This window comes from Micrococcus sp. Alg238-R198 (assembly GCF_900537135.1).
Taxonomy (GTDB): Bacteria; Actinomycetota; Actinomycetes; order Actinomycetales; family Micrococcaceae; genus Micrococcus; species Micrococcus luteus.
Window position 1 is genome coordinate 259,423 of the sequence record NZ_UNRH01000001.1, and the last position, 13,177, is coordinate 272,599.

The window sequence follows — 13,177 nt, forward strand, 5'->3', positions numbered from 1 at the left end:
GCCCGTCCCCGTGCCGGGTGCCAGCCAGGGGAGGCGAACCTCAGCCCGCGAGCGCCCGCCGCGCTCCCGACGGACCTCAGGTCCGGCCGACGAACCACCCGCGCAGGGTGCTCAGCCGCTTCTCCAGCTGCTCGCGGGAGGCCTGGGCCACGGCGGGGCCGCCGGAGATCTCCCGCAGGCGGTTGTGGATCACCCCGTGCGGCTGGCCGGAACGGGCCGCCCAGGCGGACACCGTCTTGGACAGCTCGGAGCGCAGCTCCTTCATCCGCCGGTGGTCCACGACGTCGGCGGGCTCGGCCGCCTGCGCACGCGGCCGGCGCTGGATCTGCTCGGCCTGCCGCTGCCGCAGCAGGGCGGAGACCTGCTCGGCGTCCAGCAGGCCCGGGATGCCGAGGAAGTCCTGCTCCTCCTCCGAGCCGACGGCGCCGCCGAGGCCGAACTCGCCGCCGTCGAAGAGCACCTTGTCGAAGCTCGCCCGGGACTCGAGGGCCTCGAACTTCTCCCGCGTCAGCGCGTCCGAGCCGCTCTCGGCCCGGTTGGCCTCCGCGATGAGGTCCTCCTCGGGGGCGTCCTCGAGGTCCTCGACCTCGACGGCGCCCTCCTTGCGGTCCAGCGCGTGGTCCCGCTCGAGCTCCATCTCGTTGGCCAGCAGCATGAGCGCGGGCACGGACGGCAGGAACACCGAGGCGGTCTCCCCACGCCGGCGGGAGCGCACGAAGCGGCCCACGGCCTGGGCGAAGAACAGGGGCGTGGATGTGGACGTGGCGTACACGCCCACGCACAGGCGGGGCACGTCCACGCCCTCGGACACCATGCGCACCGCCACCATCCACCGCTCGTCCGACGCGGCGAACTCCTCGATGCGATCCGAGGCGCCCTTGTCGTCCGAGAGGATCACGGCCGGCCGCTGGCCGGTCAGCGCCTCGAGCTGCGCGGCGTACGCGCGCGCGTCCTGGTGGTCCGTCGCGATCACGAGGCCGCCGGCGTCGGGCACGTTGCGGCGCACCTCGCTGAGCCGCCGGTCGGCCGCGCGCAGCACGGACGGGATCCACTCGCCCGCCGGGTCCAGCGCGGTGCGCCAGGCGGAGGCGGTGATGTCCTTCGTGGCGGCCTCGCCGAGCTGAGCCTCCATGACCTCGCCGGTGGAGGTCTTCCAGCGCATCTGCCCGGAGTAGGCCATGAAGATCACCGGGCGCACCACGTGGTCCCGCAGCGCCGGGCCGTAGCCGTACGTGTAGTCCGCCTTCGACCGCTCGATGCCGTCCGCACCGAGTTCGTAGCGGACGAAGGGGATGGAGGCGGTGTCCGAGCGGAACGGGGTGCCGGTCAGGGACAGACGCCGCGTGGCCGGCTCGAACGCCTCACGGATGCCCTCGCCCCAGCTCAGGGCGTCGCCTCCGTGGTGGATCTCGTCCAGGATCACCAGCGTCTTGGCGGCCTCGGTGCGGTTGCGGTGCAGGACGGGCTTGTTCGCCACCTGGGCGTACGTCAGCGCCACCCCGCGGTACTCGGCGCCGTGCCGCCCGTCGGCGTTCTTGAAGTTCGGGTCGATGGCGATGCCCACGCGCGCGGCGTTGTCCGCCCACTGGCGCTTGAGGTGGTCCGTGGGCGCGACGACGGTCAGCCGCTGCACGACGCCGGAGTCCAGGAGGATCTTGGCCACGCGCAACGCGAACGTGGTCTTGCCCGCGCCGGGGGTCGCGACCGTCAGGAAGTCCTGCGGCGCGCTCTCGAGATAGCGCTCCAGCGCCTCCTGCTGCCACTGGCGCAGCTTGGGGGCCGTCCCCCACGCCGCGCGCTCGGGCATGGCGGGGGGAAGGTCCTCGCCGATGTGGAACAGGTCGTGCTGGACGCTGCCGTCCGGGGTGCCGCTCGTCAGGGAGCGGCCGTCAGCCACGGCCGCGGCCTCCGAACCAGCCACCGCGCTTGCCGCCGCCGTCGCCGTCGCCGCCGTCCTGCGGCTCGCGCAGGCCCTCGTAGATCTCCTTGCACGTGGGGCACACGGGGAACTTGTTCGGGTCCCGGCCCGGCACCCACACCTTGCCGCACAGGGCGATCACGGGGGCACCGGTGACGGCGGACTCCGTGATCTTCTCCTTGCGGACGTAGTGGGCGAAGCGCTCGTGGTCGCCCGGCTCGATCTCCTGGCGCAGCTCCTCACGATCGAGGACGGACGTGCCGCCGCCGGCGGGCGCGAAGGGGTCGTTCAGGTCGGGTTCGCCGGTCACACTCATGCGGGCCAGTCTAGCCGCGCCCCTCAGAAGGCGGCCACGGCCTGGTAGGTCTCGGCCTGCGCGCGGTCGTACCAGCGCGCCCCCAGGCGCACGCCCAGCCACAGCGCGACAGCGCCCCACGCGAGCCCGAGCGCCACCGTCACCCACCCCCACACGGCGGCCCCGGTGATGAGCCGGACCACGAAGGGCACCAGGAACGGCACCGCGAGCGCCAGGCTGACCAGCATCGCGGCGCCCTGGACGAGCATCGTGCGCATGGCCGCGCCCTGCGGCGTCGCGAACGGGCTGTCCCCCGGCTTCGGGACCGGGTAGACGAAGCGGGCGGAGACGAACGCGGACAGCCCGGCGGTCGTCCCGAACAGGCCGAGGGCCAGGCCCAGCATCGGCGCCAGCAGGGACCAGTCACCCGCCGCCGCCGCCACCGTCGCCGTCGTCACGAGCAGGATCATCGGCACGCCCCAGCCCGCCAGGCCCAGGACCCGGCCCCAGCGGTCGTCCACGCCCCGCACGCCCGAGACGACGTGCAGGTGGAACGCCGTGTGGTCGTAGGCGATGTCCGCGGAGATCGAGTAGGCCAGGGACCAGGCGGTGATCGGCCCGAGGACCAGCAGCAGGCCCAGTCCGGGACCCCCCTCCCCGGCCATGCCCCCGGTGAACCACAGCAGGACGGCCATGAGCGGGATGATGATGAGCCCGGCCGCGTACCGCGGGTCGGCCAGCCAGTAGCGCTGGGCGCGGGCCGCGATCGCGGTGCGCGGGCCCGTGGCCGGTCGGCCCAGCCAGCGCAGCGGCGTCGGGTCCGCTCCCGCGGCGACGCGGCGGGACCGACCGCCGCCCACGGCCACCGGCTCCACGGTGCGGCGCACGGCCAGGTGCCACAGGGCCAGGGCGGCCAGGCACCAGGCGGCCGCCACCGCGAGGTGGAGCGCGACGGCGGCGCCGCGGCCCTCGGCGGCCGCCCACGCCGCGGCGGGGCCCGCCCCGAACGGGGTCCACGCCGCGCCGCGGGCGATCTGGGGCGCGATCGCCAGGAAGTCCTCGAACGACGCGACGGCCCGCGAGAGGGCGAGGCCGCCGAGCATGAGCGGGATGAACAGCAGGACGGAGACGACGTCCCGCACCCGACGCCGGCTCGCGTAGGCGGCCAGGAGGCCGGCGAGGCCGGAGCCGATCGCCACGGCGGTCACCGCGGTGATCGCGCCCCCGGCCAGGCCCGCTGCCAGCGCGGCCGGCCGGTCCCACCAGCTGGCCCCCAGGCCCACCAGCACGGCCAGCGTGGCGAGCCCGACCGGCGTCGTGAAGGCGCTCAGGACCAGACCGGCGATGAGGGTGCGGGCCGGGACGGGGAAGAGCACGAAGCTGTGCGGGTCGAGGGTGGCGTCCACGCCCGTGACGAACGGCGGGATGACGAGCCAGGCGAGCACCACGACGGCGGCGGCCAGCACGGTCGTGGCGCCGCGGGCCTCGTCCGGCAGGGCGGGCAGGCCCGTGACGAGCAGCGTCACCGCCACGGCGGCCATGCCGAGCACGTACAGCGCGCCGAGCACGCTCATCACCAGGGTGAACGGGGACCGCCGCCACTGGTTCAGGGTCAGCGTCCAGCGCAGTCGGACGAGCGTCAGAGCCATGTCAGCCCCGCCGAGCCGTGGCGGCCGCCGACGAGGTCCACGAAGCGGTCCTCGAGGTCGCGCCCGTCCCGGACCTCCTCGAGCGTGCCGGCGGCCCGCAGCGTCCCGGCCGCGATCACGGCGACGTGGGTGCACATGCGCTGGACGAGGTCCATCACGTGGCTCGAGACGATCACGGTGCCGCCCCGCTCCACGTACGAGTGCAGGATGTCCCGGATGTTCGCGGCGGAGACCGGGTCCACGGCCTCGAACGGCTCGTCCAGGACGAGCAGGTCCGGGGCGTGGACCATGGCGGCCGCCAGGGACACCTTCTTGGTCATGCCGGCGGAGTAGTCGGCGACGAGCTTGTGGCCGGCGTCCTCCAGGTCCATCACCCGCAGCAGGTCCGTGGTCCGCTCGGCCACGGTGTCCGCGTCGAGCCCGTGCAGCAGCCCGGCGTAGGTCACGAGCTGCGCGCCCGTGAGGCGGTCGAAGGTGCGCACGCCGTCGGCGAGCACGCCGACCCGTCGCTTGGCCTCGAGGGGCTGCTCCCACACGTCGACGCCGTGGATCCAGGCGCGGCCGTGGTCCGGGCGCAGCAGCCCGGTGGCCATGGACAGGGCGGTGGTCTTGCCCGCCCCGTTGGGCCCGACCACCCCGAAGAACGATCCGGCCGGGACGTCCAGGTCCAGCGCGTCGAGCGCCAGCTTGTCCCCGAACCGCTGGGTCAGCCCGCGCGTGACGAGGGCGAGGTCCGGATCGGGGGCGTCCACCGCGCGACGACGGGCGGCGGCCGCCAGGTGGGCGGGGGCAGGCTCGGGCGCATGCGGAGTCATGCCTGGGACGTTACCCACCGTCAGGCGGACACGGCGTCCTCCTCAGGGATGAACTGTGGGTCCCTCAGAACAGCGCTGCGGCCAGCCGACGCCGCGAGGCCTGCACACGGGGATCGTCCGTGCCCACCACGGTGTAGAGGTCCACGAGGTGGGCGCGCGCCGTCTCCCGGTCGTCGCCGGGGTGGAGGGCGATGAACCGCACGAGCCGGGCGAAGGCGTCCTCCACGTGGCCACCGAGCACGTCCAGGTCGGCGACGGCGAGCTGGGCGGCGACGTCGTCCGGGCCGTCCGCGGCGGCCGTGCGCACCGCCGCGGCGTCGGCGTCGCGGGTGCGCAGCATGAGGCGGGCCGCGGACAGGCCCTGCTGGGCCACGGCGTCCGCGGGGCTGTCGGCCAGCGCCGCCTCCCACGCCGAGACGGCCCCGGGCAGGTCGTCGGCGGCGAGGGCCTCATGGGCGGCCCGGTGCAGCGGCGGCACGGGCGGAGCGTCCGCGGCCGCGGCGCCGGCGTCCTGGCGCGCCGGAGCGACGGGGGGCACGGTGCCGGCGACGCCGTTCTGACGGGCCACCTCGAGGATCTCCCCCATGAGCTGGCGCAGCGTCTCCTCCGGCACCTCCTGATTGACCAGCGGCACCGGCTGCCCCGCCACCACGGCCATGACCGCGGGGCCGGCCCCCAGGCCCAGCGCCTGCAGCACGGCGGGCTCCTTCGCCACGTCCAGACGCGCGAGCACGAGCCGTCCCGCCTGGGCGTCGACCGCGTCCGCGAACTGCCGGTAGAGCGCCTCGCTCGCCGCGTCCCCGGGCACGTGCAGGTGCAGCAGCACCGGCACCTGGGCGGAGAGCTGGACCAGCTGCTGCAGCAGACCCTGGTCGGCGTCCGCGATCACCCACGAGCCGCCGCCGACGCCGGCGTCGGCCCCCGGCGCGGTCCGCCCGGCCGGGGCCGGGGTGCCGAGCGAGGACAGGTCGACGGCGCCGCGCAGGTGGGACGGGGCGTCAGAGGGGGGCTGGGCGGTCACGTCGGTCACGATCCTTCCGGTCCGGGTCCGCCCCGTCGCCGGGGCGAGGGGCGTTGTCACTGCGCCCCACGGTAGCCTCCCGGGCGCGGCGCGGTCAGGCCGGGGCCCTGACGTACGCTGAGCGCGTGGAGGAGAAGGAGACCGCATCCGGCCCGGACGCCGCCGGCGTCGCCGACGTCCGTGGCCCGGCCGAGCCCGAGGGCGCCGAGCAGCCGTCCCTGACCGGCATCCCCGCGCAGCCGGTCGGGGTGGCCGCCGCGCCGCCGTCGCACGGGCCGACGCCCGCCGGGCGTCGTCGACTGCTCCGCCTGGGCTCCGTCCTGCGGCGGCGCCGACCCTTCCTCGAGGAGGACCGGGTGGACCCCGAGTCGGTCCCCGTCGACGGCGCCGAGGATCCGGCGGTCGCGGCCGTGGCTGTCGAGTCCCCCGTGCTGACCGGCTTCCTGCTCGCGGTGGGCGTGGCCCTGGCCATCGGCGTCGTCTCGGTGCTGCGCACGAACGGACAGCTCATCGTGTGGATCGCCGCGGCCCTGTTCATCGCCCTGGGCCTGGATCCGCTGGTGCGCCGGGTCGAGTCCTGGGGCGCGCCCCGCTGGGTCGGCGTGCTCACGGCCGCAATCGGTCTGGCCGCCGTGGCCGGGGCGTTCGTCGCCCTCCTGGTCCCCACGGTGATCGAGCAGTCCACGCAGCTGGTCCAGGACCTGCCGGCCATCATCGACGGTGTGATGAGCGCCGAGTGGTTCGTGCGACTCGACGAGGAGTTCCACCTCCAGGAGGCCGTCCGCGCCCAGACCGAGCGCCTCGCCGCCGACGGCGTCGCCGTCACCGACCTGTTCGGCGGGCTCCTCGGCTTCGGCCAGACCGTGCTGAACGCCGTCTTCTCGGTGCTCGTGGTGGTCGTGCTGACGCTGTACTTCCTCTCCTCCCTGCCGCACATGAAGTACTGGGCCTACCGGCTCGCACCGCGCTCGCGCCGGCCCCGCATCGAGGCGCTGTCCGAGCAGATCACCTCCTCGGTCGGCCACTACGTGATGGGCCAGTCCTTCGTGGCCGCCCTCAACGGCGCGGTGGCGTTCACGGCGCTGGCCATCGCCGGCGCCCCCTTCGCCGTCCTGCTCGCCGCGATCGCCGCCTTCATGGCGTTCATCCCGCTGGTGGGCGCCGCGATCGGCGGCACGCTGCTGACCCTCGTGAGCCTGCTGACCTCGTGGCAGACCGCCGCCGTGTTCGCGGCCGTCTACTTCGTCTACCTGCAGATCGAGGCCTACGTCATCTCGCCGCGCGTCATGGCGCGCGCGGTGTCCGTGCCGGCGGCCGTGGCCGTGATCGCGGTGATCGCCGGAGGCGCGCTGCTCGGCGTCCTCGGCGCCCTCATGGCGATCCCGCTCGCCGCCGCGCTGCTGCTGCTGGTCCGCGAGGTCTTCATCCCCCGCCAGGACGCCCGGTAGGCCCACGACGGCGGCGCGGCCCGGGCCGTCGCGGTCAGCGGCTCGGTCGGGTGCGCCAGCACACCGGGTGCCAGTGCCGCCGGTCGGCGCCCGCGTCCTCGTCCCCCATGATCCAGTCGGCGCGCCAGGCCACGAGGTGCGCCTGGCCCTGCCGGATCACCCGACCGCAGCCGGGGCACGTGTAGTCCTTCACCGCGCGCCACGCGGGGATCTGCCGGACGTGCCATCCGCCGTCGGACCCGGACTGGCGCGAGTAGCCCGCGTCCAGGCCGAGGAGCTCCTCGAGCGGGTCGGCGCGCCCCGGCGACGGCCGGGACCGCCGGGAGGCGCCGGAGGCCCCGCGCTCGCTCCGCCGAGGCGCGGACGAGCGGCGGGGGCGGTTCGAACGGGGCATGCCTCCATGCTGGCACAAGAGCCGGTGGGCGCGGTCCGCCTAGGATGGACCGGTGCGACTCGTCATTGCCCGCTGCTCCGTGACCTATGAGGGCCGCCTGAACGCCCACCTGCCCACCGCCACCCGCCTGCTCATGGTGAAGGCGGACGGCTCGGTGCTGGTGCACTCCGACGGCGGCTCCTACAAGCCCCTCAACTGGATGTCGCCGCCCGCGACCCTGCACGTGGAGGAGCCCTCCCCCGACCAGGCCGACCAGGGGGTGACGCAGGTCTGGCGCGTGCAGGCCAAGAAGTCCGACGACCGGCTCATCGTGCTCATCGAGGAGGTCCTGGCGGACGACTCCCACGAGCTCGGCGTGGACCCCGGCCTCGTCAAGGACGGCGTGGAGGCGGATCTGCAGCGTCTGCTGGCCGAGCAGATCAGCCTGCTCGGCGACGGCCACACCCTCGTGCGCCGCGAGTACATGACGGCGATCGGCCCCGTGGACATCCTGGCCCGCGACGCCGACGGCGGCACCGTGGCGGTCGAGCTCAAGCGCCGTGGGGACATCGACGGGGTCGAGCAGCTCACCCGCTACCTCGAGCTGATGAACCGGGACCCGCTCCTGGCGCCCGTGCGCGGCGTGTTCGCGGCCCAGCAGATCAAGCCCCAGGCCCGCACCCTCGCCGAGGACCGCGGCATCCGCTGCGTCACCCTCGACTACGACGCGATGCGCGGCGTGGACGACGCCGAGTCCCGCCTGTTCTGAGGCGCCGGGCGGGCTCAGCGGCGCCAGAAGGACGACGCCGCGGACGGCCCCGCCTCGCTCCAGGCGCGCAGGGCGCCGGCGTCGTCGGGGTCGACGACGACGCGCACCGGACGTGTGCCGGCGCTCAGCTCCAGGACGGCCCGGCCGGCCTCGTCCGCCGGGAGGCGGTCGATCTGCAGGCGGCTCCGGTCCGCGCTCCAGCGCTCCCGCGAGAGGCGCCAGCCCCCGGTGAGGCGCAGGCAGGACTCGTCGTACACGCCGATCACACGCTCACGCCCCGGGCCCTCCCGCTCCAGGACCGCAGGGAAGGCGGCCGTGACACGGGCGAGGGCCCGGCGCCGCATCACCAGGGCGAGTGCCGACAGCACGATGACTGCCACCACGGTCGCCGAGGCGATGAGCACCGGGCCCTCCACCGTCAGGTCCTGCCGCGCCGCGTCAGGCCGCCGCGGCGTCGCCCAGCCGGGCGGACGTCGCAGCGATCACGACACGGTCGTGGTCCACGGAGAAGAAGCCGCCGCGGGCCTGTGCGGTGACGGTTCCGCCGTCCGTGGTCCGCACCACGACCTCGCCGTCGCCGAGGACGGCCAGCATCGGGGTGTGGCCCGGGAGGATGCCGATCTCACCGTTGACGGTGCGCGCCGACACGGCCGACGCGGCGCCCGACCAGATGGACCGCTCCTCGGAGACGATCTCGACGTTGAGCTCAGCCATGATCGATCAGCCCTCGGCCTGGATCTTGGCCCACTCGCGCTCGACGTCGTCCAGGCCGCCCACGTTGTAGAAGGCCTGCTCCGCGACGTGGTCCAGGTCGCCGTCGGCGATGGCCTTGAAGCCCTCGACGGTGTCCTTGACCGGCACGGTGGAGCCCTCGACGCCGGTGAACTGCTTGGCGGTGTAGGTGTTCTGCGAGAGGAACTGCTCGATCTTGCGGGCGCGGCCCACGGTGATCTTGTCCTCCTCGGAGAGCTCATCCACACCGAGGATCGCGATGATGTCCTGCAGCTCCTTGTTCTTCTGCAGGATCTGCTTCACGCGGATGGCCACGTCGTAGTGGTCCTGGCCCACGTACTGCGGGTCGAGGATGCGCGAGGTCGAGGCCAGCGGGTCCACGGCCGGGTACAGGCCACGGGACGCGAGGTCGCGGGTCAGGTTGGTGGTCGCGTCCAGGTGCGCGAACACGTTGGCCGGGGCCGGGTCGGTGTAGTCGTCCGCGGGGACGTACACGGCCTGCATCGAGGTGATGGAGTGGCCGCGGGTCGAGGTGATGCGCTCCTGGAGCACGCCCATCTCGTCCGCCAGGTTCGGCTGGTAGCCCACGGCGGAGGGCATGCGGCCCAGCAGCGTGGAGACCTCGGAACCGGCCTGCGAGAAGCGGAAGATGTTGTCGATGAACAGCAGCACGTCCTGGTTCTGCACATCGCGGAAGTACTCCGCCATGGTCAGCGCGGACAGGGCCACGCGCAGACGCGTGCCCGGCGGCTCGTCCATCTGGCCGAACACGAGGGCGGTGTCCTTGAGGACGTCCGCCTCCTCCATCTCGACCCAGAGGTCGTTGCCCTCACGGGTGCGCTCGCCGACGCCGGCGAACACGGAGGTGCCGCCGAAGTTGCGGGCCACACGGGTGATCATCTCCTGGATGAGCACGGTCTTGCCCACGCCGGCGCCGCCGAACAGGCCGATCTTGCCGCCCTTGATGTAGGGGGTCAGCAGGTCGATGACCTTGATGCCGGTCTCCAGCATCTCGGTGGAGCCCTCGAGGGAGGCGAAGTTCGGGGCCGGGCGGTGGATCGGCCAGCGGTCCTCGGCCTGCAGCTGCGAGGTCGGCATGTCCAGGGTCTCGCCGAGCACGTTGAAGATGTGGCCCTTCACGGCGTCACCGACCGGCACCGAGATGGGGGCGCCGGTGTCCACGACGTCGGTGCCGCGCACCAGGCCGTCGGTGGACTGCAGGGAGATGGCGCGGACCATGTTGTCGCCGAGGTGCTGGGCGACCTCGAAGGTGACCGTGCGGCGCTGGCCGTTGAGGTCGATCTCAGTGGTCAGCGCGTTGTAGATCTCCGGCATCGCGTTGGCCGGGAACTCGGCGTCGATCACGGGGCCGATGACGCGGGACACGCGTCCGGTGGCACCGCCGGTGGGGGTCCCGGTGCCCTGGTCAGTGATGGTGGCAGTCATCTCTCTCACTTCTATCGTGTGTGGATGGCGAGTCTGGTGAGTCCCGAACGGGCTCAGGAGTTGTTGAGCGCGTCCGCGCCCGCGATGAGCTCGGTGAGCTCCTGGGTGATCTCGGCCTGACGGGCGTTGTTCATCAGGAGCGTGTAGTCCTTGATGAGGCTCGTGGCGTTGTCGCCCGCCGACTTCATGGCGCGCTGACGGTTGGCGAGCTCCGAGGCCGCCGACTGCAGCATCGCGTTGAAGATGCGCGACTCGATGTACTTGGGCAGCAGCGCGTCGAGGACCTCCTCCGCGTCCGGCTCGTACTCGTAGAGCGGCAGCACCTCCTCGGCGGTGGCGGCCTCCTCCTCGACGACCTCGAGGGGCAGCAGGCGCACCACGTGGGGGTTCTGCTTCACGAGCGAGACGAACTCGGTGAACACGACGTGGATCTCGTCCACGCCGCCGTCTGCCGTGTCCGTGAGGAACGCGTCCACGAGCACCTCGCCGATCTCGGAGGCGCGCTCGGCGACGGGGGCGTCCGTCTGGCCGGTCCACAGCTGCTTGTAGTCGCGGCCGCGGAAGTCGAAGTACGTCTGCGCCTTGCGGCCGACGACGTACACGTCCACGTCCTTGCCCTCCTCGCCGAGGCGGGTGAGGAGCTGCTCGGCCTTGCGCAGCACGTTCGCGGAGTACGCGCCGGCGAGGCCGCGATCCGAGGACATGATGAGCACGGCCGCCCGGGTCGGGTTCTCGGGCTCCGTGGTGAGGACATGATCGATGTCGTGCTGGCTCGACACGGCCGAGACGGCGCGGGTGATCGCGTTCGCGTAGGGCAGCGACGCGCTGACGCGCTCACGTGCCTTGGTGATGCGGGACGTGGCGATCAGCTCCATCGCCTTGAAGATCTTCTTCATCGACGACGTCGACGCGATCTTCTGACGGTAGACCCGGATCTGGGCTCCCATGGTGGTCCTTTCCCTGGCGGGAGGGCGGCCCGGCGTCGTCCCCGTGGGGTCCGACGCCGGACCGCTCCCTCACCGACCGGCGGTCAGCGCTTCTGCTTGGTGATCTGCTCCTGCGCGACCTGGTCCTGCTCGATCGCGCGGTGCTCCTCGTGGCCGGCCTGCACGCCGCCGTCCTCGGAGGACTGGAAGCCCTTGGAGAACTCGGCGACGGCCGACTCGAGCGCGGACACGGTGCCGTCCTCGAGCTTGCCGGTGGAGGCGATGTCGGTCAGGACGGAGGTGTGGCGACGCAGGTGGTCGATGAACTCGCGCTCGAAGCGCAGCACGTCCTGCACCGGCACCTCGTCGAGGTGGCCCTTGGAGCCGGCCCAGATGGACACGACCTGCTCCTCGACCGGGTAGGGCGAGTACTGCGGCTGCTTGAGCAGCTCCATGAGGCGCTCACCGCGGGCGAGCTGGCGGCGGGTGGCCGGGTCCAGGTCCGAGGCGAACATGGAGAACGCCTGCTGGTCGCGGTACTGCGCCAGGTCCAGCTTCAGCGTGCCGGAGACCTTCTTCATGGCCTTGACCTGGGCGGCGCCGCCCACGCGGGACACCGAGATGCCCACGTCCACGGCGGGACGCTGGTTGGCGTTGAACAGGTCCGACTGCAGGAAGATCTGGCCGTCGGTGATGGAGATGACGTTGGTCGGGATGTAGGCCGACACGTCGTTCGCCTTGGTCTCGATGATCGGCAGGCCGGTCATGGAGCCCGCGCCCATCTCGTCCGAGAGCTTGGCGCAGCGCTCGAGGAGCCGGGAGTGCAGGTAGAAGACGTCGCCCGGGTAGGCCTCGCGGCCCGGCGGGCGGCGCAGCAGCAGGGAGACGGCACGGTAGGCCTCGGCCTGCTTCGACAGGTCGTCGAAGATGATCAGCACGTGCTTGCCGCCGTACATCCAGTGCTGGCCGATGGCCGAGCCGGCGTAGGGGGCGAGGTACTTGAAGCCGGCCGGGTCGGACGCCGGGGAGGCCACGATGGTGGTGTACTCCAGGGCGCCGTGCTCCTCCAGCGTGGCGCGGACGCCGGCGATGGTGGAGGCCTTCTGGCCCACGGCCACGTAGACGCAGCGGACCTGCTTCTCGACGTCGCCCGACTCCCAGTTGGCCTTCTGGTTGAGGATCGTGTCGACGGCGATCGCGGTCTTGCCGGTCTGGCGGTCACCGATGATCAGCTGACGCTGGCCACGGCCGATCGGGATCATGGCGTCGATGGCCTTCATGCCGGTCTGCAGCGGCTCGTGGACCGACTTGCGCTCGGTCACGGTCGGCGCCTGCAGCTCGAGGGCACGGCGGCCCTCGGCCTCGATCGGGCCCAGGTCGTCGATGGGCTGGCCCAGCGGGTCCACCACGCGGCCCAGGAAGGCGTCGCCCACCGGGACGGAGAGGATCTCGCCGGTGCGCTGCACCTCCATGCCCTCGCGGATCTCCTGGAACTCGCCGAGGACGACGACACCGATCTCGCGGGTGTCGAGGTTCTGGGCCAGGCCCTGGATGCCGTTCTCGAAGCGCAGCAGCTCGTTCGCCATGACGGAGGGCAGACCCTCCACACGAGCGATGCCGTCCGCCGCGGAGATGACACGGCCGACCTCGGTGCGATCGGTGCCCGACGGTTCGTACGATGCCGCGAAATCGTTCAAGGCATTGCGGACATCGTCAGCGTTGATGGTCAATTCGGCCATCTGCAGTCCCTGCTCTCTGTGCTTGGTGATCATCGACGTGACGATG

General features: G+C 72.8%; 13 protein-coding genes. 2 read left to right on the forward strand and 11 right to left on the reverse strand.

Going from position 1 to position 13,177, the window contains the following annotated elements:
- Nucleotides 1-76 precede the first annotated feature (76 nt).
- From G6R13_RS01165 to G6R13_RS01185, 5 genes are all read right to left on the reverse strand, one after another.
- The gene (locus G6R13_RS01165; RefSeq protein WP_159833051.1) at nucleotides 77-1,897 is read right to left on the reverse strand and encodes a DEAD/DEAH box helicase; all 1,821 of its coding nucleotides are present in this window, start codon (nucleotides 1,895-1,897) and stop codon (nucleotides 77-79) included.
- Nucleotides 1,890-2,234, reverse strand: a complete 345-nt coding sequence (locus G6R13_RS01170) for a DUF3039 domain-containing protein (protein ID WP_163720894.1) — start codon at nucleotides 2,232-2,234, stop codon at nucleotides 1,890-1,892. Before G6R13_RS01170 ends, G6R13_RS01165 begins: the two co-directional genes overlap by 8 nt.
- A 23-nt stretch (nucleotides 2,235-2,257) precedes the next feature.
- A complete protein-coding gene (locus G6R13_RS01175; RefSeq protein WP_159833049.1) occupies nucleotides 2,258-3,862 on the reverse strand; it encodes a Tat (twin-arginine translocation) pathway signal sequence in 1,605 nt (534 codons plus the stop codon).
- Nucleotides 3,853-4,677 (reverse strand): ABC transporter ATP-binding protein, encoded by an 825-nt coding sequence (locus G6R13_RS01180; protein WP_159833047.1) that lies wholly within the window; start codon nucleotides 4,675-4,677, stop codon nucleotides 3,853-3,855. The genes G6R13_RS01175 and G6R13_RS01180 overlap by 10 nt, the downstream gene beginning before the upstream one ends.
- 64 nt (nucleotides 4,678-4,741) lie before the next feature.
- Nucleotides 4,742-5,698, reverse strand: a complete 957-nt coding sequence (locus tag G6R13_RS01185; RefSeq protein WP_240335697.1) for a tetratricopeptide repeat protein — start codon at nucleotides 5,696-5,698, stop codon at nucleotides 4,742-4,744.
- A gap of 125 nt (nucleotides 5,699-5,823) precedes the next feature.
- Between G6R13_RS01185 and G6R13_RS01190 the strand changes: the two genes are divergently transcribed.
- Nucleotides 5,824-7,146, forward strand: a complete 1,323-nt coding sequence (locus tag G6R13_RS01190) for an AI-2E family transporter (RefSeq protein ID WP_163720898.1) — start codon at nucleotides 5,824-5,826, stop codon at nucleotides 7,144-7,146.
- 34 nt (nucleotides 7,147-7,180) lie between these two features.
- Here the strand turns inward: G6R13_RS01190 and G6R13_RS01195 are convergent, their stop codons facing one another.
- A complete protein-coding gene (locus G6R13_RS01195) occupies nucleotides 7,181-7,540 on the reverse strand; it encodes a hypothetical protein (protein ID WP_049145255.1) in 360 nt (119 codons plus the stop codon).
- A 52-nt stretch (nucleotides 7,541-7,592) separates the two neighbouring features.
- Here G6R13_RS01195 and nucS point away from each other — a divergent pair, with 52 nt between their 5' ends.
- Nucleotides 7,593-8,288 carry an endonuclease NucS gene (nucS, locus tag G6R13_RS01200; protein ID WP_002857250.1) on the forward strand — a complete coding sequence of 232 codons (696 nt, stop codon included), beginning with the start codon at nucleotides 7,593-7,595 and terminating at the stop codon, nucleotides 8,286-8,288.
- Nucleotides 8,289-8,302: 14 nt separating this feature from the next.
- On the opposite strand, the gene G6R13_RS01205 is transcribed toward nucS, so the two are convergent.
- The 5 genes from G6R13_RS01205 to atpA form a co-directional block, all read right to left on the reverse strand.
- Nucleotides 8,303-8,692, reverse strand: coding sequence for a DUF2550 family protein (locus G6R13_RS01205; protein WP_240335698.1), 390 nt, complete (start codon nucleotides 8,690-8,692; stop codon nucleotides 8,303-8,305).
- 34 nt (nucleotides 8,693-8,726) lie between these two features.
- Nucleotides 8,727-9,002, reverse strand: a complete 276-nt coding sequence (locus G6R13_RS01210) for a F0F1 ATP synthase subunit epsilon (RefSeq protein WP_036313044.1) — start codon at nucleotides 9,000-9,002, stop codon at nucleotides 8,727-8,729.
- Between the two features lie 6 nt (nucleotides 9,003-9,008).
- Nucleotides 9,009-10,466: a F0F1 ATP synthase subunit beta gene (atpD, locus tag G6R13_RS01215; RefSeq protein ID WP_070708778.1), complete on the reverse strand. Its 1,458-nt coding sequence runs from the start codon at nucleotides 10,464-10,466 to the stop codon at nucleotides 9,009-9,011.
- Nucleotides 10,467-10,519: 53 nt separating this feature from the next.
- Nucleotides 10,520-11,413 carry a F0F1 ATP synthase subunit gamma gene (locus tag G6R13_RS01220; RefSeq protein WP_049161482.1) on the reverse strand — a complete coding sequence of 298 codons (894 nt, stop codon included), beginning with the start codon at nucleotides 11,411-11,413 and terminating at the stop codon, nucleotides 10,520-10,522.
- Between the two features lie 83 nt (nucleotides 11,414-11,496).
- Nucleotides 11,497-13,131, reverse strand: coding sequence for a F0F1 ATP synthase subunit alpha (gene atpA, locus G6R13_RS01225; protein ID WP_036334989.1), 1,635 nt, complete (start codon nucleotides 13,129-13,131; stop codon nucleotides 11,497-11,499).
- Nucleotides 13,132-13,177 lie beyond the last annotated feature (46 nt).